Origin of the sequence: Arthrobacter sp. NPDC056691, from assembly GCF_042791415.1 — a bacterium.
Classification (GTDB): domain Bacteria; phylum Actinomycetota; class Actinomycetes; order Actinomycetales; family Micrococcaceae; genus Arthrobacter.
The window spans coordinates 52,505-76,620 of record NZ_JBHTXX010000022.1 but is presented as its reverse complement, the minus strand read 5'-3'; the positions used below and the strand labels follow the sequence as shown (position 1 = coordinate 76,620).

Genomic DNA, 24,116 nt, shown 5'->3' with positions numbered 1-24,116 from the left:
TCGCGCCCCGGCTGTCAGACCGTCACGGCTTCGATGCCGTTCCGGCCGGCGCCTGCAAGAGGCAGTAGCTGGTCCCAGAGTTCCTGCGGGATGTCATGGTTGAGCAGACCGAGGGTTTCTTCGATGCGGCTCGGGCGGGACATTCCGACGATGGTGGACGCCACGCGCTCGTCGCGCACAGAGAACTGCAGGGCAGCTGCGGCGAGTGGGACGCCGTGCTGCCCGCACAACGCTTCCATGCGCAGGACACGGTCGATGGTCGCTTGGTCGACAGGTGCGTAGCAGTAGCGCGGGACGGCCCGCGGTCCCTTGACGAGCATCCCGCCGCCGAACGGGGCGGCGTTGACAAAGGCGACGCCGCGGCGGGCTGCGTCCTCCAGGAGCGGCTCGGCGGTCTGTTCCACGAGGGTGTAGCGGTTGTGGCTGATCACGGCATCGAACGCGTCCGTCGCAAGGTACTGCAGTTCCAGATCGATGGGGCCCCCGGCGACGCCCAGGTACTGGATAACACCCTGGTCCCGGAGGTCGATGAGGGCTTCGAGCGGGCCTCCCTTGGCCACTCCCTCCTCGAACGGGATCTTCTCGGGATCGTGCAGGTAGACGAGCTGGAGCTGGTCGAGGCCGAGGCGCTCGAGGCTTTCCTCGACGGACCTGCGGACGCGGTCACCAGAGAAGTCGGTGCTGCCGGGAACCGGGTCAACCTTCGTGGCGACGACGTGTCCCTCGGGGATGCCGCCGCGCTCGGCGATCGCCCGGCCAATCCGCTCTTCACTTGCACCTCCGCCGTACTCGTTGGACGTGTCGATGAAGGTGAAGGGCCCGTCGAAGACGCGGTGGATCGTGGCGACGGCGGTGTCTTCATCGACCTCGTAACCGTACTGGGCGGGAAAGCTGCCGAGCGCACTCGTGCCGACACAGATATCGGAGACCGTCAGACCGGTGCGGCCGAAGGGGCGAATGGACATGATTCCTGCTTTCTGAAGCTGAATGGGTTGAAGGTGGGTAGGCGGGTAAATCGGCCCGGGTTCTAGGCGGCCTGGCTTCGCCGGAAATGCTTGGAGAAGAAGCCGGAGATCCTCTGGACGCCGCCTGCGCTGGAGAGGAAGACGGCGAGGATGATCACTGCGCCCTTAATCACCAGCTGCGGCTCGGAGGAGATCCCGACGAGGTTCATGATGTTGATGATGGTCGTCAGGATGAACACGCCGATCACTGCGTTCAGCGGATCGCCCTTGCCTCCCATCAGGGAGGCGCCGCCCACGACGACGGCTGCAATGGCGTCCAGTTCGTAACCTACGCCGATGAGGGAGCTTCCCTGCCGCAGCTGGGCGGCGGCGACCAGCCCTGCCAGGCCCGCCAGAACGCCGGAGATGGTGTAGGTGACGATCAGGTTCCGGGCGACCGGCAGGCCCGAAAGCCGTGAGGCCTCCGGGTTGCCGCCAATGGCGTAGAGCGAGCGGCCGAACGTCGTGTACTTGGCTACGAGGGCGGCGGCCACGGCAACGATGATGAAGATCAGAACCGGGTTGCGGATGCCGAGAAAGCTGCCGCGGGAGAAGGCCTCAATGAGCCCCTGGTCGCGGATCTCGATCAGGCTTGTTGACTGGATAATGTAGCTGAAGCCCTTGACGGCGCTCATCATGGCCAGCGTCGCGATGAACGGGGGAATATTCAACCACACGACGAGGACGCCGTTGATCAGTCCGGCAAGAGCGCAGCAGGCAAGCACGAACACGACAGACGCGCCGGCGGGCATTCCGGCCTGCAAGGTCAGTGCCGTAAGGACCGTGGACATCGCCAGGATCGAGCCTACGGAGAGGTCAATGCCGCCCGTGAGGATGACGAAGTATTGGCCGATCGCGAGCACGACGACGATCGCGGCGGCCGTAATCACGTTTTCGGCGTTGCGGAACGTCAGGAAGTCGTCCGATACGTAATAGCCGACCGCGATAATCACGAGGAGCACCAGGATGAGGTAGCTCTTTGGCAGGGCGCGCAGGGCGCTGCCCCGCAGGCGCGAGGCGATACTCGGGGATGGGGACGTGGTGTCACTGCGCTGAGGCAGGGGCGACAGGGTCCGGGACATGGTTGTTCTCCTGGATAGAAGTCTGGTGGATGGGCGCCGTCAGGCGAAGCGCTCGAGGATGGCGTTGCCGGAGGGGTCGATGTCGTCGTGGTCGAGTTCTGCGACGACTCGGCCACGGGCCAAGACGAGGACGCGATCGCACATCATCGCCTCGGTGATCTCCGAGCTCGCCACTACGACGGTTCCTCCGGCCTGCGCGAATTCGCGAATGAGCTCGTACATGTCTTCCTTAGCCCCGACGTCCACTCCGCGGGTCGGTTCGTCACACACGAGGATGCGTGATTGGCGGACAAGCCACCGGGCCAGGATGGCTTTCTGCTGGGTCCCGCCACTTAGTGTCTTCAGGGGCTGGGTCACCCCGGATACTTTCATGCCGAGGCGGTCGACCATGTCGGCCGCGGTGCTGCGTTCCCGCCGTGACTGGATCACGCTCAGCCGGCTGAACTGCGGCAGGCTGGCCAGGGTAATGTTGCCGGCCACACCCATGTCAGGGATGAAGCCGGCGGCCTTCCGGTCCTGCGGCAGCAGCCCGATCCCGCGGCGGATCGCGTCCCGCGGCGCACGGAAGTCCACCGTCCGCCCGTCGACGCTTATCTCTCCGGAGGTCCGCCGCCGCGCACCCGCAACGAGGCCAGCCAGTTCTGACTGGCCGCTGCCGATCAGCCCGGAGAGTCCGAGGACCTCGCCCTCGCGCAGTTCGAACGACACCTTGTCCACGTACCCCTGCTCCGAGAGGTCACGGGTGGAGAGGATGACCCTCTCCCGGGGGCCGGGACCGAGGCGCGGCGAGCGTTCTCCACGCAATGCCGCGTCGGCAATCGATCCTTCAAGGCTCTTCCCGACCATCGCGGTGACGACGTCGGAGGGCTTGGAGTCCGCCGTCTTCAGATCCGCGGCGTTCACACCGTCGCGCAGCACGGTCACTGCATCACAGAGCGAGAAGAGCTCATCCATACGGTGGGAAATGTACAGCAGCGTCACGCCCTGCTCCGACAGGGACCGCAGGACGGTGAAGAGCCGCTCGACATCGGGCATCGGCAACGTAGATGTCGGCTCGTCCAGCAGAAGGACCCGTGCGTCCTTGTGCAGCGCTTTGGCAAGTTCCACCGCCTGCTGCTCTGCCGTGGAGTAGCTGCCGACGGGGCGGCGCACGTCAAGGTCGAAACCCACCCGGTCCAGGGCCGCCCGTGCCTGCGCCTGCATCCGCTGCCAGTCCACCGCCGCCCCGCCGCGCAGTGGCAGCTGGCCCAGGAAAATGTTCTCGGCCACGGACAGGGAAGGAACGAGCGAGAGTTCCTGGTAGATGGTGTGAATACCAGCCTGCTGGGCATCCATTGGATCCCGGAAACGCTGGAGCTCACCACCCAGGCGGATGCCCCCGGAGTCCGGGGGTTCGGCGCCGGAAAGGATCTTGACGAGCGTGGACTTGCCGGCCCCGTTCTGCCCGGCCAACGCATGGATCGATCCGCGGCCGACGCTGAAGCTGACGCCCTTCAGCGCCTTCACGCCAGGGTAAGACTTGGTGATGCCCTCGAGTTCGAGCTCTGGGGCACTTGAAAGGGATTCTCCCGCGGTCCCGGTGGCTGATGTCACCGGTGCCTGATTGTTGGCGGACATAGATGTTCCTTATCTGGGACTTTCGGGGCCGAACGGGCCGGCTGTAGATTGCTGTCCGGGCCTGCAGGTTTAGTCCTTGGCGCGGACGTAGGTGTCGCCGGGGACGTAGTACTTGGCCGCGTCAGCGGGCGTGACCACGGTCGTATCGATGTACTTGGTCTTGCCCGGGCACTGGGACTGGTCACTCTGGGCAGCGGCAACTGCCATGCGCACGGCTGCAGCTCCCTGGTCCCACGGCTGGTTGGACGCGTCCGCCTGCAGAGGTCCCTTTGGGTTGTCCACCATCTCCTTGATGGCTCCCATGCCGCCGTCATAGCTGGCCATGATGATCCCATCCCCCCACAGGCCGGCCTGCTGCAGGCCCTGCACGATGCCGCCATGCATGACATCGCTCATGCTGTAGATGACCTTGAGGTCGGGATTGGCCGTGGCGACATCACGGATCGGCGCCAGGGCCTTGTCCGGCTTCCACTCCCCGTACTTGGTGTCAAGCTTCACGGTGGTGACGCCTGGATGCTTCTGCATGACGCTGTTCCAGCCCGTCAGGAAGCCATTGAACCGAAGGTCGCTCAGCACATCGCCCGGGAAGCCTCCAATCCCGACGATCTTGATCTTCCCCTTGTCCCCAAACTTCTCAAGTGCCCGCTGTGCAGCCACCTTGCCCGCGAGCGAACCGGTTTGCTCCTGGTCCTCCGCGACGTAGCAGAACATGTCCGGAACCAGAGACTTATCTACACTCGAATTGACTGTCACAACCGGGATGCCCGCGTCTTTCAATGCCTGAATTGACGGGCCGACCCCGATCGGGTCATTCGGATTCATGACGACGACGTCAACGCCCTTGGTGATCAGGGTTTGGACATCGGCATTTTGCCGCACAGTGTCGCCATTGGCGTCCAGGAGTTCAAGCCGCGCCCCGACCTTGCCGGCCTCAGCCTGGCCGCCCTCAACGAGGGTTTTCCACCAGTCGCTGCCGCTGATGCCGCGCTGGCTCCAGCCGATAACCAGCCCCTTGCCGGAGGCTTTCTCAGCCCCGCCGTCCGCGGCGGCGCCACCTTTGCAGCCGGCCAGCCCGAGCGTGCCGACCGTCAGGATGGAAGCACACAGTGCCGCTGTGGCAAGCCTTTTGTTTCGACGGCTTCCAGTTCCAATTCTCTGCATGAACAACACTCCCTCGTGTTCGTGACCGCCCCGACTGTGGGGCTTAGTGAGATAAGTTACAGGCTGAGTTAGCGCACTATCAAGACCTTTCCGAAAATTTGTTAGAAATAGATGGATCACTGGCTTTTCCTCCAAAAACCGCTCAAAATGGGGGAAGATCCGATGCGCTCGAGCGCGACACGCTTGGTTAAGGTGCTGATTTATCGCTAACTCGAATCACGGTTGTTCCCCTCGGTGCCGTCGAAGCGGCCCTGGCAACAAGGCAGGAAAGATGTGTTCAGATCCAGTTGGCATGACCCGGTTGAAGGAACAGGCCGGTCACGTACTGCCATGACGCCAAGCGACAGGCTTCCCGCGGAAACCGAAATGAAAAATGCAGGCAATAGCCGTGCTGAGGCACCCCACAACCGCGTATCGATTGTGGACGTCGCCGTGCTGGCAGGAGTCTCGACCCAGACCGTGTCGCGGGTTGCCAACGGGAGCCCCGAGGTGCGCGACGTCACCCGCCGGCACGTTATTGCGGCCATGAACGAGCTGGGCTACCGGCCCAACAGCGCGGCCCGGGCGCTTAAGCGCGGCAGCTTCCGGACCATCGGCGTGATCACGTTCTCGCTGTCCTCGCTGGGGAACATGCGCACCTTGGAGGCCATCGCGCTCCACGCGGCCCGGCAGGACTTCGCCATCACTCTCATCCCGGTCACCGCCCCCACCCAGGCCGGGATCCAGGGCGCGTTCTCCCGGATGGGGGAACTCGCCGTCGACGCAGTCATCGCCATCATGGAGGTCCACCTCCTGGACGCAGCGACAGTGACGCTGCCCCCGGGAGTGAAGGTCGTCGTCGTGGATTCCGACGCTGGCGAACAGTACAGCGTGGTGGACACCGACCAGGCCGACGGCGCCCACAAGGCCGTCCAGCACCTGCTGGACCTCGGGCACGAGACGGTCTGGCACGTCGCCGGCCCCGAAGAATCCTTCGCCAGCGAACGCCGCGCCGCCGCCTGGCGCACCACCCTCACCGCCGCGGGGAAGCCCGTCCCCCCGGTACTCCGCGGCGACTGGTCAGCCGACTCCGGCTACGCCGCCGGGCTCCGGCTCGCCGACGAACCCGGCTGCACCGCCGTCTTCGCCGCCAACGACCACATGGCCCTCGGCCTGCTCCGGGCCTTCCGCGAAAAAGGAAAATCCGTCCCCGAAGACATCAGCCTGGTCGGCTTCGACGACGTCCCCGAAGCCTCCTCCTACACTCCCCCGCTCACCACCGTCCACCAGAACTTCGCCGACATCGGCGAACGCTGCGTCGACAACATCCTCCAGGAACTCCGCACCCACACCACCGGACCCGGCATCACCCTCGTCCCGGCCCAACTCGTGGTCCGCCAAAGCACAGCCCACCCGAAGACATGAAATCTCGCAACCCTCGGCTTACGGGGCAGTACTTCCGCTTCCGCCAGCACCTTTGCCGGAGCAACGGCAGACAGTACACACCCAGGACAAACACCCGGGACGGCGGACAGACTGCCCCTAGTCCTTATGCGTCACATTTTGGTAGGCCAGCGCGTTGCTGGCGGCGGCGGCGGCACGCGCCACGATGGGACCCAGCCTGGGCACGTCACCGGGCGTTATGCGCTGAGTGGGAAATCCCAGTCCCAGCACACCGGCGAGCCGGCCGGTATGGTCAAAAACGGGTGCGCTGACCGATCCGACGTCTTCGTTGCGCTCACCGAAGGCTGCGTAGTAACCCTGCTCCCGGGCTGCCTGCGCCTGCGCCCGGAGTAGCTCGAGGGTGCCGGGGGTGGCAGGGGTGTAGCGGCTCAATTCCGCTTCCCCCAACGAACTCCAGGCGTCCGGGTCATACGCGAGAAAAATTTTGCCAGGAGCTCCGGCGTGAAGGGGCATCACCATTCCGACCATGAAAGGCCGCATTACCACGTGGCGGGTTTCTGCAACCGCGACCACCGTTCGGAATGCCCCGTCCCTGACGTAGAGGCATGCACTTTCGCCTGTCTCGTCGCGCAGTTGCTGCAGCACGGGCTTGACCAGCTTGACGAGGTCGAGCCCAAGGGTGCCGGGCGCGGCCCAGCGGACCATGCCGATCCCGATCCGGTACCGGTCTCCGTCCCGGTCCAGAAATCCTTCCCGGACCATGTTCTGAACGAGCCGCTGGCAGGTACTGGAGGGCAGTCCGGTCTGCCGGATGATCTGCTGGAGGGTCGGCTCGGGTTCGCCGACTGAGAAACAGTCCAGAATCTCGGCGACCTTGTGAAGCACCAGAAGAGGTGAGGAGCTTGAGCCCTGGTCCGATGACACGGTGATCCCTTCTGCCCTTATTCCGCACCCTGCGGGGATTCCATCCTAGACAGACCGGAAGCGATGATCCGGCGGCTCTCCCTGAGGCGCCGTGTGATCTGTTTGACATTCCGGCCGCTGAACCCACATCATGGGACATCAACCCGGATTGTGGGTTTTCCTGTCAGCACAACGTCGTGGAGAAAACGATGAGCACCCCTGAAGTCACCTGTGAAATTGCCGCCGAGCCCAAGCGTCCCGGCGCCTCCCGCGTCGGCCTGATCGTTCCCAGTTCGAACACCACCATGGAAACCGAGCTGCCCGAGCTCTTCCGCCGCCAGTCCGAGGCCACCGGGCACAAGTACACCTTCCACTCCGCCAGGGCGGGCATGAAGAACGTCAACCGTGAAGAGCTTCTGGCGATGGTGGGCAAGGCTGCGGGCTGCGCCGAAGCCGTGTCGGACGCCGACGTGGACGTCATCGCCTACGCCTGCCTCGTGGCTGTCATGGCGCAGGGGCCGGGAGCCCATGCCGGGTCCGAAGAGGTCATCGCCGCTGCTGCAGCCGGGAACGGGCATCCGGCACCGGTCACCAGCAGCGCCGGAGCGCTGGTACGAACCCTTCAGGAGATGGGCGTCCGGAAGGTTGCCATGATCACCCCGTACATGAAGCCGCTGACCCAGATGGTGGTCGAGTACATCGAGGGCGCCGGAATCACGGTCCTGGACGCAACCAGTCTCGAAGTAGCCGACAACCTGGCAGTCGGCTGCCTGGACCCGCAGAATCTGCCGGGTATCGCGCGTAACCTCAAGCGCGAAGGCGCGCAGGCCATTGTTCTTTCCGCCTGCGTCCAGATGCCTTCACTCCCGGCGGTCCAGGCTGTTGAAGATGAACTCGGTTTGCCGGTCATCACCGCGGCGACGGCAACGACGTACGAGATCCTGAAAGCCCTGGGGCACGCTCCGGCTATTGCGGGTGCCGGCAGCCTGCTCTCGGGAACGCGCGCCCTGACCGGCGCGACGATCTAAGCGGACCCCCATGTCCATCTCCCTTATCGCGTTCATTATCCTTGTGGCCGCCTTTGCCATCGGTTCGTTCACCAGGATCAATGCCGGACTGATTGCCCTAGTTGCCGCCTTCGGCGTCGGCACCATGCTCGTAGGCATGCCCATCAAGGAAGTCATCGGCCAGTTCCCGGCCGGCCTGTTCTTCATCCTCGTCGGCGCCACCTTGCTCTTCGCCATCGTGAGGATCAACGGCACCATCGACCTGCTCGCCTACTGGGCCGAGCGCCTCGCCGGCAACCGGAAGGTGCTCGTTCCCATCCTGATGTTCCTTCTGACCGCCGTTCTCGCCTCGGCAGGGGCCTTCACGCCGGCCGCCATCGCGATCGTCGCTCCGGTGGCCCTGGCGCTTGGTCTCCGGTTCGGCATCAGTACGCTGGCCATGGGCCTGGTCATCGTCCAGGGTGCAAACGCCGGCGCATTCTCACCGGTCAACCCCTTCGGCGTCCTCGCCAATGTCATGCTCGATGAGGCAGGAGCATCCGCCGATTCCCTGAAGCTGTACGTTTACTGCTTCGTGTTCAACGCCGTCCTCGCGGTCCTCGCTTACGTCCTTGTGCAGTGGATCATGAAACGCCGCGCTGCACGGGAAAGCGGTGATGAATCGGCCGCGACCGGAGCCGATGCCAGCCAGGACCCCGTACGTCCCGGGGCGGACCGGAGCACTGCCGGCGGCCCGGGGACCTCGGTGCTCACCGTTGCAGCACCGGCGCAGGTGGCCACCGACCCGGCTTCGCGTCAGGGCCCCATCAAGGTCGCCGCAACACCGATACGGGTCCTGACCCTGTTCGGCCTGGGAGGGTTGCTGGTATTGACGACGGTTATGGGCATCGACGTCGGAGTGGCTTCGCTCGTCGTCGCCCTGGTGCTGATCTGCGTGAAGCCAGGCGTGCAGAAGCCTGCCGTGGAGAGCATGCCCTGGTCCGCCATCATTCTGGTCACCGGTATCGTCACCTATGTGGGCCTGCTCGAAGAAATGGGAGCCCTGAAGGAACTGGAGGCAGGTATCGCCGGTTTGGGCGACAGTTCCCTTGCCGCCCTGATCGCCAGCTACGTGGTCGCGGTCGTCTCCGCCTTCGCCTCCACTACCGGCACTCTTGGAGTGATCAGTCCGATTGTCACTCCCATCGCAATGGATCCGGTGCTCTCCCCCATCGGCGTGATCACGGCGATCGCCATCAGTTCCTCCGTGGTGGACGTCAGCCCGATGTCCACCAGCGGGGCGCTGCTCATGGCCAGCGCCCAGCCCAAGGATGAGCGGATGTTCTTCCGGGCCCTGCTGCTCTGGGCGATCGCGATGATCGGTATGGTGCCGCTCCTCGTCTGGGTCATCTTCGTCCAGCTCGGCCTCGGCTAACCAACAAGCCCCGTTGCGGGGGTGCCCGGGACCATACAGGCACCCCGCAACGGCTCAGTCCTCCGAGCGGTCCTGCAGGCGGAATCCGCCAGGCCAATCGTCCCTGCGGATCCGCTTCATTTCCCTGACCGACCCCGTGGTGCCCCACTCATCGAGCCCTAACCGTGCCAGCGGCTCCAGCAGGTCGATCCGCGGGTGGCTGCCATCCAGAACGCCCGAATCAACCACGGCATGGGTGACCTCCCCGAACACCAAAACACAGTCACCGATCAGCAACGTACTGTGCAGCCGGCACTCCAGGGCCACCGGCGACTCAGCGACCCTGGCCACGCCGACAGTGCTCCCTGCTTCCCGTGTCAGGCCGGCCGCGTCGAACTCACTCACGTCCGGTGGAAAATTCGTGCCCGTGGCATTCACCTCGGCCATCAGCGCGGCAGGTGCCAGGTTCACCACAAACTCTCCCCGCGTGCGGATGTTACGCAGCGAATCCTTCTCCCCCACCGAGGTGAACTGGACGATCGGCGGATCCACTGATGCAACAGTAAAGAAGGAATGTGGAGCGAGATTGTCCACGCCCTCAGCCGACCTGCTCGAGACCCACGCAATCGGCCGGGGAACAACAACGGCTGTCAACAGCCGGTAAAAGTCCCGCGAAGACAGTTCGCCGGGATCAAAATCTTTTCGCATGACTTCAGCCTACGCAGGCAACACAACGGCGAAGGTATCCCGAAGACATTCGGGCTCGAGAGCATTCGGCTTTCCCGTCCACAGCCCATCCCGAGTCCCTCAAGGTTTGCCGAAGGTAAACGGTTGTCGGGTCGCCCCCTGCCGGAAGGTCTGCCCCCGCCGGCTGGCGGGGGCAGGGCGAAATCAGCCGGCGTAGGGGTCGGCGATGCCGATGTACTGCGTGTAGAGGTATTCCTCGATGCCCTCCAGGCCGCCTTCACGGCCCAGGCCGGACTGCTTGACGCCGCCGAAGGGTGCCGCGGCGTTGGAGACGACGCCGGCGTTCAGGCCGAGCATGCCGGTCTCGAGCCGCTCGCCCATCCGGATGCCGCGGTTCAGGTCCTTCGTGAAGACGTAGGCCACCAGCCCGTACTCCGTGTTGTTGGCCAGGCGGACGGCCTCGTCCTCGGAGGAGAAGGTGATGATGGGGGCGACGGGGCCGAAGATCTCCTCGGACAGGATCCGGGTTCCCTCGGTGACCCCCTTGAGGATGGTGGGCTGGTAGAAGTACCCGGGTCCCTCGACGGGGGCGCCGCCCACCACTGCCGTGGCGCCGGAGGCAACGGCATCGGTGACCAGCTCGTGCACCTTGTCCCGGCTCTTCGCGTCGATCAGCGGGCCGACCTTGGACTCGGGCTCGGTGCCGCGGGCGGTGGTCATCTCCTTCATCTTCGCGGCGAACTTCTCCGCGAATTCGTCGGCGACGGATTCGTGCACGATGAAGCGGTTCGCGGCGGTGCAGGCCTCACCCATGTTCCGCAGCTTAGCCAGCATGGCCCCGGCAACGGCCGCATCGACGTCGGCGTCCTCAAACACCACGAACGGGGCGTTGCCGCCCAGTTCCATCGAGGTCCGCAGGACCGTCTCGGAGGCGTCGGACAGCAGGCGGCGGCCCACCTCGGTGGAACCGGTGAAGGAGAGCTTCCGCAGCCGGGAATCCTTGACCAGCGGGCCGGTGGTGGCGCCTGCGCTGGTGGTGCTGATGACGTTCAGGACACCGGCCGGCAGGCCCGCTTCCTGCATCACGGCTGCGAACAGGTGGGAGGTCAGCGGCGTCAGGTTCGCGGGCTTGAGGACCATGGTGCAGCCGGCCGCCACCGCGGGGGCGATCTTGCGGGTGGCCATGGCCAGCGGGAAGTTCCACGGCGTGATCAGCAGGCACGGACCCACAGGCTTCTTGGTCACCAGCAGACGGGACTTGCCGTCCGGGGAGACCGAGTACCGGCCGAAGGCACGGACGGCTTCCTCAGAGAACCAGCGCAGGAACTCGGCGCCGTAGGTGACCTCGCCGCGGGCTTCGGCCAGCGGCTTGCCCATTTCCAGGGTCATCAGCAACGCGAAGTCCTCGGCGCGCTCGGTGACAAGTTCAAAAGCGCGGCGCAGGATCTCGCCACGCTCGCGCGGCGGCACCTTGGCCCAGGACTCCTGGGCGGCGGCGGCCGCGTCCAGGGCAGCGGCGCCGTCCTCGGCTGACGCGTCGGCGACGCACAGCAGGATCTTGCCAGTGGCAGGGTCCTCAACCTCAAAAGTTTCGCCCGAAACCGCCGGACGCCACTCGCCATTGATCAGCAGGCCGGTCGGAACAGCCGACAATATTTCATTTTCACGTTCTAAGGCCATGGTCATGTTTCTCCCTAATATGTCTTCTGTGGCGCCGCGTTGGCGCAGTATTTCGGTAGCAAGACCCAACGCCGGGATGGGGCAGGCCGCATGTGAAGCTCCTGCTGGATAAGATGGCGATCCCGCCGACGGGAGGGTCATGAGCCGCAGCTTCAGTACCCAAGCGTCATCTGCCCGCCGAAAACTTCACGCGGATCGCCAGCAAGGTTCCCAGCCCGGTCGGCCGCGGAGAGCCAGCCCAGTCAGCGACAGCGGATGAGGGTCGCTCCCGGCGGGAACCAGCCCAAACCCCCAGCCTGCACACACGTCAGGCACATCGTTGGTGGTCCGGGAACGGGGAACTCGCGGCAGCCTAGTGCCGGTGCGGGGCCTGTGTTGCCGAGATCCAGAGCCAGCGTGCCGGTACTGACGCCGGGTTCCGGTAAGAGTGCGGCGTTCCGGGGTCGATCAGGACGGATTCGCCCGCCTGCAGGTTGTAGACAGTTTCCCCTGATTGGAGCTCGAGTTGCCCGTCCAGCATGACGAGGCATTCCTCCTCGTCCGGGTGTGCATACGGTGCCACTCGTGAGCCCTCGCCCGGCTCCAGCACCGCCTCGATGACCTGGATCGTTTTAGCGTTCGCAGGGGTAACGAGACGGTCCCGGTAAACGCCGGACGGGTGGTTCACGAGGGTCCGGGGTGCGGGACTGGCAGCCAGATTTGTTTCATCAGATTCGGCGAGCAGCAGCGACATGGGAACATTCAGGGCCCCCGCTATCCGCAGCAGTGACGAGAAGGACGGGTTGGCCTTTTGCCGTTCGATCTGGGAGATAAACCCTTCGGAGAGCCCTGTCTGGCGCGCCAACTCGAGAAGGGTCACGTCCTTGGACCTGCGGATTCTGCGGATACTGGGGCCAGGGGACGTGGCGCCGGGGGTGCCTCCGGGGTTGACCGTCGGCTCCGCGTCTTCCATGCCGTTTACTCCTTCGCCGATTGTGCCTGCCCTGATGGCGGCTGGTCAGTATATGACCATATCAGTGGGATTGTGGTGGAACGGAGAGTGCCTTCACGCCACCCTCTTGAGCCTTTCAGCGGCTACGGCGGCGATCAGGACCATGCCAATGACCAGCTCCTGGATATAGCTGGAGACGTGGAGCAGGTTCATGCCGTTGCTGAGCACGCCCAGGAAGAGGACACCGAGTACGACACGCCACAGGACACCTTCGCCGCCGAAGAGCGACGTGCCGCCGAGCACGGCAGCGGCGATGGACAGCATCACAAAGCTTGCACCCAGCGACGCTTCTCCCGAGCCCACGCGGGCGGTGAGGAGGATGCCGGCCAGGGAAGCGAGGATGGAGCACAGGACGAAGGCCACGATGACCGTTTTCTTGACGTTGATTCCCGCCACCAGCGCCGCAGCCCGGTTGCCTCCGACGGCGTACATGTTGCGGCCCGGAGCGGTCCGGGACATAAAGACCCCTATTCCGATGGCGATTACGACACCCAGGAGCACCGGCACCGGAATCCCCAAAACGGAGGACGTGGCCAGCACGTCGGAAAAGATCATCGGAAGTCCGATGATGGGGGCGCCCTTGGAAATGATCAGGGCCAGGCCTGTCAGCACCGAGGTGGAACCGAGCGTGGCCATGAAGGATGGGACCTTCCAGAAGGCCACGATGCAGCCGTTCACCAGTCCAATCACTGCACCGAGCAGGAGCCCGGCCCCCAATCCCAGCAGGACGCTTTCGGGCCCGCCCGAGCTTGCCGCGGTCACGGAGGCCACCACCACGCTTGTCAGCGCGACGGTTGCACCGACTGACAGATCCAGCTGCGCATTGATCAGGACGATCATCTGCCCCATGGCGATGAGGAGAAGGAAAACGGACTGGCGGGCGACGTTCAGCAGATTTGAGCCGTCCACAAAGCGCGGCTCCACGATGGCAAAGACAACGCACATCAGGATCAGCAGGGCAGGCAGGAGGCCGGTGGTCAGGATGAACTGCAGGCTGCGCCGGGCGGTGGCGGGGGCTGCTGTGCGTTCTGGAGTAAGTGTTGTAGTCAAAGGTTCTGTCCTTTAAGTGATGGAAAGGGAGGAGCTCACGCCGGGGCTGCGGCGAAGAATGACCTCGCGATGTTTTCTTCGGTGATGTCGGTGCCGGCCAGGTGGGCGGCGATGCGGCCTTCGCGCATGACGTAGACCCTGTCGCTGATGCCGATGATCTCCGTCAGGTCGGAGGAGATCACCACCACGCCGTGGTCGGCGTCGGCGTAGTTGTCGATCAGGCGGTACACATCGGCCTTCGCCCCAACGTCAATTCCCACCGTCGGTTCATCGAACAGGTGGACTTTCGCCGGGCGCAGCCGGCCCCTGGCCAGAACGGCTTTTTGCTGGTTGCCACCCGAGAACTTCCCTGACGCCCGGTCAAGCTGCATGGGCCGCAGGTCCAACTCTTCGGCGATGCTGTGCGTCAGTTCATATTCCTTCTGCGTCCTCAGGAAGCCCTTCCGGGTGATCTGCGCGGGCCGGTGGGAACCCATGGTCATGGATTCGAAGAGCGGGCGGCCCAAAACAAGGCCTTCGGTCCGGCGGTCCGAAGGATAGTAGACGAGACCGCGCTCAAGCATTCCCGCCGGGGATGGCTTGGGGATCTGTTCGCCGTCGAGCTCAATGGCACCGTCCTGAACCGGGTGCAGCCCGAAACAGGCCCGGGCGAGGTCGGATTTCCCGCACCCGAGCAGGCCGGCGACGCCGACGACCTCGCCGGCGCGCACGGTCATTGAAACATCGTGCAGGGTTGCGCTTCCGAGCCCGGAAACCACGAGGAGTTCGCGGCCAGGTTCCCGTCTTGAGTGTTGGTAGAGCGAGCTCGCGGGGCGCCCGATCATTTTCTCGACGATAACGGCTTCCTCCATCGGGGCATCGAGAGTCTCGATGAATTTTCCATCTCTGAGGACCGAGACGCGGTCGGCAATGGCCTCCACTTCATGCATGCGGTGCGTGACATAGAGAATGGCGACACCTCGCCGGGCCAGCCCGGACACTATGTTCAGCAACTGCCGGCTCTCGTTCTCGCCCAACGAAGCCGTGGGTTCGTCCAGGATCAGGAGCCGTGCTTCACCCATCAGTGCCCGGGCGATCTCGATCAGCTGCTGGGAGGACCGCGGCAGGTCACCGGCACGGGCTTCCAGCGGCAGGTCTGCCCCCAATCCTGACAGGGCGTCGGCCGCGCGCTCAAGCATCTTCTTCCGGTCAACGAGGCCGGATTTAAGGGGAAGCGAACCCAGGGAGATGTTCTCGGCCACCGAAAGCTGCGGGACGATGTTCAGTTCCTGGAACACCGTCCGGATCCCGCCCTCCTCGGCGTCCCGTGGGCCGTCGAAGACTGTTTCGGTGCCGTCGAGGGCTATTGATCCTGTCGTAGCCTTGTGAACTCCGCAGAGAATCTTGATCAGCGTTGACTTGCCTGCGCCGTTCTCGCCCATGAGCGCATGGATTTCGCCGCGCCTGATCTCGAAGGAGACACCGCTGAGTGCCGTGACACCAGCAAACTTCTTGCCCACATTACGGATGGCCACTAACGGGTTGCCGGTCATGCCTTCTCACCTCCTGAATACGCCAGAACTCCATCGACATAGGTGCGTTCCACGCGGATGCTCCTCAACTCCGCTTCAGGAACGGTGTGCGGGTCCCTGTCCAGTACCACCAGGTCCGCGGCCTTTCCGGGCTCCAGGGAACCGGCCACATGGTCGAGCCCGATGGCCTTCGCCGCTTCGATGGTGTGCAGCCTGAGAGCTTGCGCCACCGAGATCGATTCCTCCGGTTCGATGTGGTTCCCCCAGTAGCTTCTTCGGGACACCGCCGACCAGATAGTGTGCAGGGGATTCGTCGCTCCCGGTTCTCCGCCCAGAGTGATGTCCGAGCTGATGACGGGCGATACGCCTTCGTGCAGCACAGTGCGCAGCGGAAGCCTTCCCGTGCTGCCCGTTGCGGGGAAAAGCATGGGCACGTAGTCACCGATGAAGTTGTGCAGGAAGCCAGGTTGCATCACGGGGATCACGTTGGCCGCGCGCCAGGACGCGATTTCTTCCACCGAGTCCAGCACGTTGCCCAGGTGCTCGATGCGCACCGGCGGGTGGTCGTGGGCGTCGCCCACGGCGAGAATTGCCTCGATCGCTTCGCGCTGCGCCCTGGTGCCATTGGTATGGATGGCGATCTGCACGTCTTTGTGGCGTGCAGTCCTGATGGCTTCCATCAGCGCGCCGCGGGAGAGATTGAGTTTGCCCCTGTATCCGGCGTGGGGGCTGTGGTCGCGGGAGTAGTCGTCGAGGCTGGCCGCATTCCGTGCCGAGTATCCCCCGTCCGCGAACACCTTGACTCCCCGGGCCCAGACCCGTCCGGGCCCGCTGCGTGAGGAAAAACCGGCCACCCAGTCGCAGGCGGCCGCGGCCGGGAGCAGCGACGGTGCCATGGCGTACAGCGCAATCCGTCCGTTGAGGCTGCCGTCCGCGACCGCCGCGTCCAGCGCCTCCACGTTGCGAGCTGATTCGGCCATTTCGCCGATTGCCGTAACGCCGTGCGCGAGGAAGTCGTTGTGGAAGGTAGCCGAATAGAAGCGCGCCAGTTCCTCGACGCTGCTTTCCGGGATCGGCAGCAGGCCGTCAATCTCCGCAACGACGCCGGTTGGCTGGCCGGCGTCGTCAAGGTGGACCACAGGGCTGCCCCACAGGCCTTCGCCGCCGGTGATGAAGCGCTCCACCTTGGCCAAGGCCAGGGCGGGGGTGTTGAGCACGGAGACGTGGCCGCCGCAGTGCAGGACAATGGGAGTCGTCTTGCTGACCGAATCCAGTTCCAGTCGGGTCGGCAGCCTGCGTTCGGCGATTTTTTGGTCGAAGAACAAGTTGCCGTAACCGATGAGCCAGTCACCCACTGCCCGGCCCGCGTTCAGCCCCGTCCGCAGGGCATCGAGAACGTCCGCGATGGTTTTGCACGCCGGTACGCGGCAGTCGATGCCCCGGTGGGTTCCGGCCGCGTACTGGGCGAAATGCACGTGCGGGTCAATGAATCCCGGAAGGATCGTGCGCCTGCCCAGGTCGTGGACGGTGACTCCGATCCGCTGCAGTTCGGCGGCATAGGCGTCGTCGCCGACGCCGGCGATCTTGCCGTTTTCGATGTAGACGACGCGCGCGTTGGGTGCCGCGGTCATGGTGACGACGTTGCCGGTCAGCGCAAAGGCAGTGGCGCCCATCACTTGCCCGCTTCAACGTTGAAAGCCGGTGACCATCCCTGAGGCGCGAAGCTTCCGGTGGCGTCGAATTCCGCGGTGTTGTCGTAACCGTCCTCCTTGGGTCCGCAGATCAGGAGGGGCTCCGGGGCGTAGCGCTGAATGTCCTTGTCCAGCGGTTTGTGCTCCAGCGTCCGCACCGCAAGGTCCACCGAGATCTTTCCGATCTGGCTGGACTGTTCCGACGGAGCGCATCTCGCCTGCCCGCGCTTGATGAGTTCAACTGCCTGCGGGGTCACGTACGTACCGTAGAGTCCGATGTCCCCGGCCTTGCCCTGCTCGGCCAGCAGCGTTGCGGCAACTTCCATGGTGATCGCCGTGCCGACAATTGCATCGATGCCAGAGTTGGCGGACAGGGTGTCCTCAACGAGCTTCAGCTGGACCTCTTTGCCGGTGTCTCCGTACTTGACATCCACGATTTCGACGGCCGAGCCTGCGACGGCTGCCTCGAAGCCCTTCCGGGACCGCTCCGTCCATCCCGCCCCGGCAGGTCCCGGCAGGAGCGCCACTTTCAGCGGCTTCTTCAGTGAAGCAAGATGGGTACCGATCATCTTGCCCATGTCCACGTAGTCCTGCAGCACGCGGGCGTCCACCTCTGCGGAGGAGACTCCGTTCCCGACGTCGACCACCGCCACACCCTTCTTCTTCGCCTTGGCGACGGCAGGGTTCAACGATTCGTTGCTGACCGCGCTCAACAGCACCGCGTTTGCGCCGGAGCTGACACAATCCTCGACTTGCGTGACCTGCTGGGCGACGTTCTCGTAGCCTCCCGCATCCGTGGTTGTGAGGGAGACGCCCAACTGCCGCGCCTGGGTGGCCTGACCATAGTTCATTCCCACCCAGGTCGGGTCCTTCAAATGGGGAAGCACGGAGCAGATGCGCCAGGGCTTGGTGACCTCGCTCCGGCTCAGGGACGTGTAGGTCCCGGGGGTGTTCGGCCCGGTGCAGCCACGGGGGTCCACTTTGGGGGACTTGCAGTTCGTCAGCAGCGCGGGTGCGGACCAGGATTCGCCGCTGACCGGCTCGGCCTCGGCGCCTGCCGTAGCGCATCCGGAGAGCAGGAGAAGTCCGGTGGCGGCCAGGGCAACAATTTTCAGTTTCTGGGTTTTCATGCGAGCACGTCTTCCCTCCGGCCGGCGGCCACGGTGTCGATGCGCTGGATCTGCCCGGCCGGAAAACGTTCGGCGGCGAAGTTGATGGATCCCTGCACCCGGCGGGACGCCGTGAGCTTCCTGACCAGGGCGGACCGCGCGTCCAGGAAACCCTTGGGCCACATGGTGCCGACCTTGCCGTAGACGCGGGAGTAGCGTTGGACTCCTTCGCTCATCTCGCGCTGGCCTTCCTGCCACGACTTGAGGGCGAAATCGATGCTGCTGCTGTTGGTAACCGAGATCGCCAGGGCGACGGCGTTGGTCATCGCAACGCAGGCCGCCTGACCCAGGTTCGGCGACATGGCGTGGGCGGCGTCCCCCACCAGTGCCGTCCGGCCGCTGTACCACTGGCTGACGTGAACGTCGTGGAAAGGCGCCCAGCGTCCTTCGGTGTCAAAGGGGATCCGCTCCAGCTGGGAGCGGAACTCCGGGAAGCTTTCGATCCACGTGGCAGCGTTGAACGGATTCTGTTCGCGGCCCGTCACGTCGTCTGCAGGGCAGCAGAGGAAAACATACGTTTCGTCCGGTGAGCACGGGATGATGCCGATGCGGCGCCCACCGTTCCACTGCTCGATGGTCTGGTGCACCGGATCGTCACCCGTCCGGGGAATAAGATGCCGCCCGCCGCCGTCACGCAGATCCACAAGTTTCCGGCGCAGGCCTAGCGAATCCCGGACCTTGGAGAACACGCCATCGGCTCCGATGGCAAGGTCAGCCTGGTACTCCTGGCCGGCGGCCGTCGTCAGCGTTCCGTTCGGAGTGGCCCATGTGACCGGCGAGTCGGTGACGATCTCAACACCCTGGCGACGGGCCGCGTTGAGAAGACTCTGGTAGAGGTGCCGCCTGCCGACGGTGTAAAGGCGGTGGTTCCGCAGCCACTCGTCCTGGAGGGTGCTGCCGTCGTGGTCCCGCAGGAACGGAACCTCAACCTTCTCGGCCCGGGAGACAACTTCCTCGTATGCCCCAATGGCTTCCAGCGCCCGCAGGCCGTTTTCCCACAGGTAGATTCCAGCCCCGATCTCCCGGAGGATGGAACCTTTTTCGTGTACCCGGACCGAACATCCGGCCGTGCCGAACGCAGCCGCGGCGGTCAGCCCCGCCAAGCCGGCACCTGCGATTTCGATATGCATGAAGATGGCTCCTTTGCCGTCCATAAGGGGTCTGCATTTCAGATCCCTTGGAGATGCTATTCACGAAAACTGTGATGAGCAATACTTTTCTTAGATCTCATCAAAGTTTCTTTAACTGCACCCGGTTGTCTTCGCGGATGAGTTGCTGTTGAACTGAGGCCGGAAACGGCTCGGCAGCGGAGCGTCTGACCGGGCGGTTCGTGTCGAGTGGGCCGCAGAAGAACCATGCCTTGCTGGTTCGGGCTGGATGACCAACCAGGGGCGCGGTTGGACACATGCACCCGGGAGTCGAATGCCGGAAATGGCCGAGTCGCCGAGTCGCCGAACCGCCGAGAAGCAACGCTCGGGCGGCCGCGGAGTGCAGGGCCATGGCCGACGGCCTCCGGATGAGTCGTTGGAGCGGCATTGTGGCAGTGAGGAGTGGCCGAAGACGTCCGGGACACTGGACGCGACTGCGTGGCGTTGGCTCGCTGGACCGCGGATACGTAAAGACCACTACGGTCCCCTAGGCGTGAGGCAGGGGCTCCGTAACGACCTCGACGCCGTCGCCCTCATGGATAAGACGCCGCCCTGCTCCGGCATCCAACCAGATCCAGAAAGCGGACCCATCGGGCATCCATTCATCGAGGACACCGTCAAGCGCGGGCCGGCCGCCGCTTTGGAGGCGGACGCGACTCCCGGCTGGCACGGTTTCCGGTCCCGCAATCCATGCGTCGCGACCCTGAAAGGTTTCGCCATCATCTGGGACGGATGCAGTGCGACCCGGAGAACCCGCAGGACTGCCTGGGAATCTTTCTCGTTCTGCCAACGGTTCGTCCTTCCTTCCGCCGATCGGTTGGACCGGAGGCGCCGGCCACTCCAAAAGAACTGTTTTGTGCGACTTGTCAGTTGACAGGCGCGGAATTGATGAGGCGGATCGAAGCCCGTCACGCGCCGCACGTTATGTTCCGCCCGGAGGGGATTGGGGGGCGCCACTCCGGGCGGAACTGAAACAAAGTATCAAACAGTTAGCCCACAAACAATTCGAGTACGAATCGAAAGGGGGTTCTGCCAAAAACCCCTGGGGTAGTAGGACGAGGCTTCCGGCCGGCACGGCTGACCGAGCCCGTCCGCACGGCGAAGCACAGCCGTGCTCATCTGCTTTCTGGCGCGGTAATTCGTGAACCGGGCCTGGGCGTTGCTTGCCCTCGACCCGGTCGTAATGGGTGGCTACCTCCACGTGTCGCTCGGCTATTGGGGCTTCGTCGTGCTGACCTGTCTCGCCCGCGGCGAACGGGGCGCCATCGGTCCCGGACAGCCCCAACCCAAGGGAGCCTTTGGGCGCGTTTTTCTGCAGCAGTTCATGCTGCCCCTCGACATTCTTAGTAAGGGTGCTTAGCATTGAGGCTCGGTAGCTACCTATTTCGCGACGGGGCTGGCCAGCCGGGTTTTCCAGGGCAGCCGGCCGCCTTAAATCCTCGGGCCTCCCGCCCCTTGGGGTGGACTCAGAGGTCCTATACGAATCCCACTACCCTGCGGCTCGCATACGCGTACCTCGACGACGTGCGCCCTGGCGGCACTTGTGCGTGGCCTGCAAGGTTGGCATAGGAAGAGAGCGGAACAATGAAGGCAGTAGTTTACAAAGGACCGAACGACGTCAGCGTCGAGGAGATCCCCGACGCCAAAATAGAGCACCCCGCCGACGTGCTGGTTCGCATAACCTCAGCGAACATTTGCGGCTCGGACCTGCACATGTACGAGGGCCGCACCAGTTTTGAACCCGGACGCTCCTTCGGACACGAAAACCTCGGCGAGGTGGTGGAGACTGGCCCCGCGGTGAGCAAAGTGAAAGTGGGCGATCGTGTGGTGCTGCCGTTCAACATCGCCTGCGGATTCTGCAAAAACTGCGATCGTGGCTTCACGAACTACTGTCTGACCATGCAGCCTGAACCCCAGCTCGCAGGCGCAGCCTACGGGTTCGCGGACATGGGCCCGTACCAGGGCGGACAGGCCGAGTACCTGCGCGTGCCGTACGCGGATTTCAACTGCCTGCGCCTGGGCGAGGACTCCGTGGAGAAAGAACTCGACTACGTCATGGTCGCCGATATCTTCCCCACCGGCTGGCATGCCACCGAGCTGGCCGGGGTGTACCCGGGGGACTCCGTGGTCATCTACGGTGCAGGACCGGTCGGACTCATGGCCGCCTACTCAGCGATTATCAAAGGCGCTGGAAAGGTCATGGTGGTGGACCGCCAGAATGACCGCCTGAAGCTGGCGGAACAGATCGGTGCCATCCCCGTGAATGACTCGGAGGTCGACCCGGTGGAGTTCGTCAAGGACCAGACCATGGGATTCGGCGCAGACCGCGGCTGCGAATGCGTCGGCTACCAGGCGCACGATCCAGGCGGTAACGAACATCCCAACATGACCCTGAACCGGCTCGTGGACTCCGTCCGTTTCGTCGGTGGCCTGGGCGTGGTTGGTGTCTTCCTGCCCCAGGACCCCGGAGCCCCCGACAAACTCGCCCAGCAGGGCCAGGTCGCCTTCGACTACGGAAACTACTGGTTCAAAGGACAAACGATGGGCTCAGGCCAATGCCCGGTCAAGAAGTACAACCGCGCCCTGCGCGATCTCATCGCCGGCGGAAAGGCCAGCCCCTCCTTCATCGTCAGCCACGAGCTGCCGCTGGATAAGGCCCCCGACGGCTACAGGAACTTCGACAACCGCGAAGACGGATGGACAAAAGTCGTCCTCCACCCGGCCGGGGTCTGAGCGAGCCCGGAGAGGAGAAATTTTCATGTCGAAACGAGCGACTTCCAGGACGTGGTCCTGATGCGCGCCATGGTGTACCGAGGCCCGTACAAAGTCCGGGTCGAAGAGAAAGACATTCCGATCATCGAGCACCCGAACGACGCGATCGTGCGGGTCAGCAAGGGCGCCATTTGCGGGTCCGACCTGCACCTCTACCACGGCATGATGCCCGACACGCGGGTCGGCATGACGTTTGGGCACGAGTTCGTGGGCACCGTGCATGAGGTGGGATCGTCCGTGCAGAACCTGGCGGCGGGCGACCGGGTGATGGTGCCGTTCAACGTGTACTGCGGTTCCTGCTACTTCTGCTCCCGCGGCCTGTACTCCAACTGCCACAACGTCAATCCGAACGCGACGGCGGTGGGCGGCATCTACGGTTACTCGCACACCTGCGGGGGTTACGACGGCGGCCAGGCCGAGTTCGTGCGCGTCCCGTTCGCCGACGTCGGACCCTCGAAGATTCCCGACTGGCTGGACGAAGAGGACGCGGTGCTACTCACAGATGCACTGCCCACCGGCTACTTCGGCGCCCAGCTCGGGGACATCGCCGAAGGCGACACCGTGGTGGTGTTCGGCGCCGGACCGGTGGGACTGTTCGCCGCCAAGTCCGCCTGGCTGATGGGCGCCGGGCGGGTGATCGTGATCGACCACCTGGAGTACAGGCTGGAAAAGGCAAGGTCCTTCGCGCACGCCGAAACGCACAACTTTACCGAGTACGACGACATCGTGGTGCACCTGAAGAAGGAGACCGACTACCTGGGCGCCGACGTCGTCATTGACGCCGTCGGAGCCGAAGCGGACGGCAATTTCCTCCAGCACGTCACCAGCAGCAAGTTCAAACTGCAGGGCGGCTCCCCTATCGCCCTGAACTGGGCCATCGACTCCGTCCGCAAGGGCGGCACCGTGTCCGTGGTGGGCGCCTACGGCCCGATCTTCAGCGCCGTGAAGTTCGGCGACGCCATGAATAAGGGCCTGACGCTGCGGATGAATCAATGCCCGGTCAAACGCCAGTGGCCGCGCCTCTTCGAGCACATCCGCAACGGCTACCTGAAACCCAGCGACATCGTCACGCACCGTATTCCGCTGGAACACATCGCCGAGGGCTACCACATCTTCTCGGCCAAGCTGGACAACATCATCAAGCCGCTCGTTGTTGCCGGCCATTCCTGAAGGGAGACCGCACCATGACTCAGACAGCCACACCATATATCTCCGGTAAACGTATCCCGCCGAAGTCCGCGGAAGAACTGCGGACCCAGATCCCGGGCTGGGGCGCGGACCTCGACCCGGCCGACCGGCCCTCCTACCCCCGCGAGCAACCCGGCATAGAAACCGGCGCGCGTTGGGACTTCCCCGAACGCCAGCCGGAGAAATGGCCGCGGGAACGGTCCGTCGAGCACGCCTTCCTCACCCCCGTTTTCGGGACTTCCACTCCTCCTGCCGGGGTCTCCGGCGCCATCAGGAAGTACGCCTACAAGTACAGCGAGGGCCGGGCCGCGCACTGGCTGCTGCTCATCGCCGCGGACCGGGTCGACGCCGGGGAACACCACCTGAAGTCCTTGGTCACCCTCCGCCCCGACAACCCCGTCACCGAAACCGGGGTCCTCACAGAGTTCTCCGCCCACGGTGTCCGCTCCCGGTTCGGACAAAAACGCGCGGACGTCAACCACCAGTGGATCGACCCGGTTGTCGTCGCCGGCCCCTGGGTACTGGCGGGCCTAGGGGCCGTAGCCGCATTCAGGGCCCTGCGAAAACACCGCACAGCCTGACACCCGTTCCGCCACCGCGGCGGAAGGCAGGCGTTAACAGCACCAACGTGCGCCGCAATTCCTGCCGCGGTGACCGATGCGAAGTGGGCACCGCGGCT

At 64.4% G+C, this 24,116-nt stretch carries 19 protein-coding genes; 6 read left to right on the top strand and 13 right to left on the bottom strand.

Annotation, left to right across the window (positions count from 1 at the left end):
- Positions 1–14 precede the first annotated feature (14 nt).
- The 4 genes from ACFRAU_RS16975 to ACFRAU_RS16960 all read right to left on the bottom strand — a co-directional run bounded on the left by ACFRAU_RS16975 (position 15) and on the right by ACFRAU_RS16960 (position 4,864).
- Complete coding sequence (locus tag ACFRAU_RS16975; protein ID WP_378000812.1) at positions 15–965, bottom strand: aldo/keto reductase; 951 nt, start codon at positions 963–965, stop codon at positions 15–17.
- Positions 966–1,027: 62 nt separating this feature from the next.
- The gene (locus tag ACFRAU_RS16970) at positions 1,028–2,086 is read right to left on the bottom strand and encodes an ABC transporter permease (RefSeq protein WP_378000811.1); all 1,059 of its coding nucleotides are present in this window, start codon (positions 2,084–2,086) and stop codon (positions 1,028–1,030) included.
- Positions 2,087–2,125: 39 nt separating this feature from the next.
- Positions 2,126–3,703 (bottom strand): sugar ABC transporter ATP-binding protein, encoded by a 1,578-nt coding sequence (locus tag ACFRAU_RS16965; RefSeq protein WP_378000810.1) that lies wholly within the window; start codon positions 3,701–3,703, stop codon positions 2,126–2,128.
- Between the two features lie 69 nt (positions 3,704–3,772).
- Positions 3,773–4,864 carry a sugar ABC transporter substrate-binding protein gene (locus ACFRAU_RS16960; RefSeq protein ID WP_378000809.1) on the bottom strand — a complete coding sequence of 364 codons (1,092 nt, stop codon included), beginning with the start codon at positions 4,862–4,864 and terminating at the stop codon, positions 3,773–3,775.
- 366 nt (positions 4,865–5,230) lie between these two features.
- Between ACFRAU_RS16960 and ACFRAU_RS16955 the strand changes: the two genes are divergently transcribed.
- Positions 5,231–6,268, top strand: coding sequence for a LacI family DNA-binding transcriptional regulator (locus ACFRAU_RS16955; RefSeq protein ID WP_378000808.1), 1,038 nt, complete (start codon positions 5,231–5,233; stop codon positions 6,266–6,268).
- A gap of 117 nt (positions 6,269–6,385) precedes the next feature.
- Here the strand turns inward: ACFRAU_RS16955 and ACFRAU_RS16950 are convergent, their stop codons facing one another.
- Positions 6,386–7,171 carry an IclR family transcriptional regulator gene (locus ACFRAU_RS16950; protein WP_378000807.1) on the bottom strand — a complete coding sequence of 262 codons (786 nt, stop codon included), beginning with the start codon at positions 7,169–7,171 and terminating at the stop codon, positions 6,386–6,388.
- Positions 7,172–7,359: 188 nt separating this feature from the next.
- Here ACFRAU_RS16950 and ACFRAU_RS16945 point away from each other — a divergent pair, with 188 nt between their 5' ends.
- Both ACFRAU_RS16945 and ACFRAU_RS16940 read left to right on the top strand, forming a co-directional pair.
- Positions 7,360–8,178 carry an Asp/Glu racemase gene (locus ACFRAU_RS16945; protein WP_377995579.1) on the top strand — a complete coding sequence of 273 codons (819 nt, stop codon included), beginning with the start codon at positions 7,360–7,362 and terminating at the stop codon, positions 8,176–8,178.
- A 10-nt stretch (positions 8,179–8,188) separates the two neighbouring features.
- A complete protein-coding gene (locus tag ACFRAU_RS16940; protein WP_378000806.1) occupies positions 8,189–9,571 on the top strand; it encodes an SLC13 family permease in 1,383 nt (460 codons plus the stop codon).
- A gap of 54 nt (positions 9,572–9,625) precedes the next feature.
- Here the strand turns inward: ACFRAU_RS16940 and ACFRAU_RS16935 are convergent, their stop codons facing one another.
- From ACFRAU_RS16935 to ACFRAU_RS16900, 8 genes are all read right to left on the bottom strand, one after another.
- The gene (locus tag ACFRAU_RS16935; protein WP_378000805.1) at positions 9,626–10,258 is read right to left on the bottom strand and encodes a flavin reductase family protein; all 633 of its coding nucleotides are present in this window, start codon (positions 10,256–10,258) and stop codon (positions 9,626–9,628) included.
- A 183-nt stretch (positions 10,259–10,441) separates the two neighbouring features.
- On the bottom strand, positions 10,442–11,923 hold the full coding sequence (locus ACFRAU_RS16930; protein ID WP_378000804.1) for an NAD-dependent succinate-semialdehyde dehydrogenase: 1,482 nt from the start codon (positions 11,921–11,923) through the stop codon (positions 10,442–10,444).
- Positions 11,924–12,269: 346 nt separating this feature from the next.
- Complete coding sequence (locus ACFRAU_RS16925; protein WP_377998082.1) at positions 12,270–12,869, bottom strand: helix-turn-helix domain-containing protein; 600 nt, start codon at positions 12,867–12,869, stop codon at positions 12,270–12,272.
- A gap of 93 nt (positions 12,870–12,962) precedes the next feature.
- A complete protein-coding gene (locus ACFRAU_RS16920; protein ID WP_377998081.1) occupies positions 12,963–13,958 on the bottom strand; it encodes an ABC transporter permease in 996 nt (331 codons plus the stop codon).
- A 35-nt stretch (positions 13,959–13,993) separates the two neighbouring features.
- Positions 13,994–15,490 (bottom strand): sugar ABC transporter ATP-binding protein, encoded by a 1,497-nt coding sequence (locus ACFRAU_RS16915; RefSeq protein ID WP_377998079.1) that lies wholly within the window; start codon positions 15,488–15,490, stop codon positions 13,994–13,996.
- A complete protein-coding gene (locus tag ACFRAU_RS16910) occupies positions 15,487–17,142 on the bottom strand; it encodes an amidohydrolase (RefSeq protein WP_378000803.1) in 1,656 nt (551 codons plus the stop codon). Before ACFRAU_RS16910 ends, ACFRAU_RS16915 begins: the two co-directional genes overlap by 4 nt.
- Positions 17,142–18,290 (bottom strand): TMAO reductase system periplasmic protein TorT, encoded by a 1,149-nt coding sequence (gene torT, locus ACFRAU_RS16905; protein ID WP_378000802.1) that lies wholly within the window; start codon positions 18,288–18,290, stop codon positions 17,142–17,144. Before torT ends, ACFRAU_RS16910 begins: the two co-directional genes overlap by 1 nt.
- Positions 18,287–19,459 carry an FAD-dependent oxidoreductase gene (locus ACFRAU_RS16900; protein ID WP_378000801.1) on the bottom strand — a complete coding sequence of 391 codons (1,173 nt, stop codon included), beginning with the start codon at positions 19,457–19,459 and terminating at the stop codon, positions 18,287–18,289. The genes torT and ACFRAU_RS16900 overlap by 4 nt, the downstream gene beginning before the upstream one ends.
- Positions 19,460–21,061: 1,602 nt before the next feature.
- On the opposite strand from ACFRAU_RS16900, the gene ACFRAU_RS16895 reads away from it, so the two are divergent.
- From ACFRAU_RS16895 to ACFRAU_RS16885, 3 genes are read left to right on the top strand one after another with little or no spacing between them, the layout of a single operon-like run.
- A complete protein-coding gene (locus ACFRAU_RS16895; protein ID WP_378000800.1) occupies positions 21,062–22,210 on the top strand; it encodes a glutathione-independent formaldehyde dehydrogenase in 1,149 nt (382 codons plus the stop codon).
- 60 nt (positions 22,211–22,270) lie between these two features.
- Complete coding sequence (locus ACFRAU_RS16890; RefSeq protein ID WP_377998223.1) at positions 22,271–23,419, top strand: zinc-dependent alcohol dehydrogenase; 1,149 nt, start codon at positions 22,271–22,273, stop codon at positions 23,417–23,419.
- A gap of 14 nt (positions 23,420–23,433) precedes the next feature.
- Positions 23,434–24,018, top strand: a complete 585-nt coding sequence (locus tag ACFRAU_RS16885) for a hypothetical protein (RefSeq protein ID WP_378000799.1) — start codon at positions 23,434–23,436, stop codon at positions 24,016–24,018.
- Positions 24,019–24,116: the final 98 nt, after the last annotated feature.

Excerpts from the sequence above, each read along its gene's own strand:
- ACFRAU_RS16945 (WP_377995579.1), top strand. The coding sequence starts at position 7,360 with ATGAGCACCCCTGAAGTCACCTGTGAAATTGCCGCCGAGCCCAAGCGT.
- ACFRAU_RS16925 (WP_377998082.1), bottom strand. The coding sequence starts at position 12,869 with ATGGAAGACGCGGAGCCGACGGTCAACCCCGGAGGCACCCCCGGCGCC.
- ACFRAU_RS16955 (WP_378000808.1), top strand. The coding sequence starts at position 5,231 with ATGAAAAATGCAGGCAATAGCCGTGCTGAGGCACCCCACAACCGCGTA.
- ACFRAU_RS16885 (WP_378000799.1), top strand. The coding sequence starts at position 23,434 with ATGACTCAGACAGCCACACCATATATCTCCGGTAAACGTATCCCGCCG.
- ACFRAU_RS16895 (WP_378000800.1), top strand. The coding sequence starts at position 21,062 with ATGAAGGCAGTAGTTTACAAAGGACCGAACGACGTCAGCGTCGAGGAG.
- ACFRAU_RS16930 (WP_378000804.1), bottom strand. The coding sequence starts at position 11,923 with ATGACCATGGCCTTAGAACGTGAAAATGAAATATTGTCGGCTGTTCCG.
- ACFRAU_RS16975 (WP_378000812.1), bottom strand. The coding sequence starts at position 965 with ATGTCCATTCGCCCCTTCGGCCGCACCGGTCTGACGGTCTCCGATATC.
- ACFRAU_RS16910 (WP_378000803.1), bottom strand. The coding sequence starts at position 17,142 with ATGGGCGCCACTGCCTTTGCGCTGACCGGCAACGTCGTCACCATGACC.
- ACFRAU_RS16960 (WP_378000809.1), bottom strand. The coding sequence starts at position 4,864 with ATGCAGAGAATTGGAACTGGAAGCCGTCGAAACAAAAGGCTTGCCACA.
- torT (WP_378000802.1), bottom strand. The coding sequence starts at position 18,290 with ATGAAAACCCAGAAACTGAAAATTGTTGCCCTGGCCGCCACCGGACTT.
- ACFRAU_RS16940 (WP_378000806.1), top strand. The coding sequence starts at position 8,189 with ATGTCCATCTCCCTTATCGCGTTCATTATCCTTGTGGCCGCCTTTGCC.
- ACFRAU_RS16935 (WP_378000805.1), bottom strand. The coding sequence starts at position 10,258 with ATGCGAAAAGATTTTGATCCCGGCGAACTGTCTTCGCGGGACTTTTAC.
- ACFRAU_RS16915 (WP_377998079.1), bottom strand. The coding sequence starts at position 15,490 with ATGACCGGCAACCCGTTAGTGGCCATCCGTAATGTGGGCAAGAAGTTT.
- ACFRAU_RS16970 (WP_378000811.1), bottom strand. The coding sequence starts at position 2,086 with ATGTCCCGGACCCTGTCGCCCCTGCCTCAGCGCAGTGACACCACGTCC.
- ACFRAU_RS16965 (WP_378000810.1), bottom strand. The coding sequence starts at position 3,703 with ATGTCCGCCAACAATCAGGCACCGGTGACATCAGCCACCGGGACCGCG.
- ACFRAU_RS16890 (WP_377998223.1), top strand. The coding sequence starts at position 22,271 with ATGCGCGCCATGGTGTACCGAGGCCCGTACAAAGTCCGGGTCGAAGAG.
- ACFRAU_RS16900 (WP_378000801.1), bottom strand. The coding sequence starts at position 19,459 with ATGCATATCGAAATCGCAGGTGCCGGCTTGGCGGGGCTGACCGCCGCG.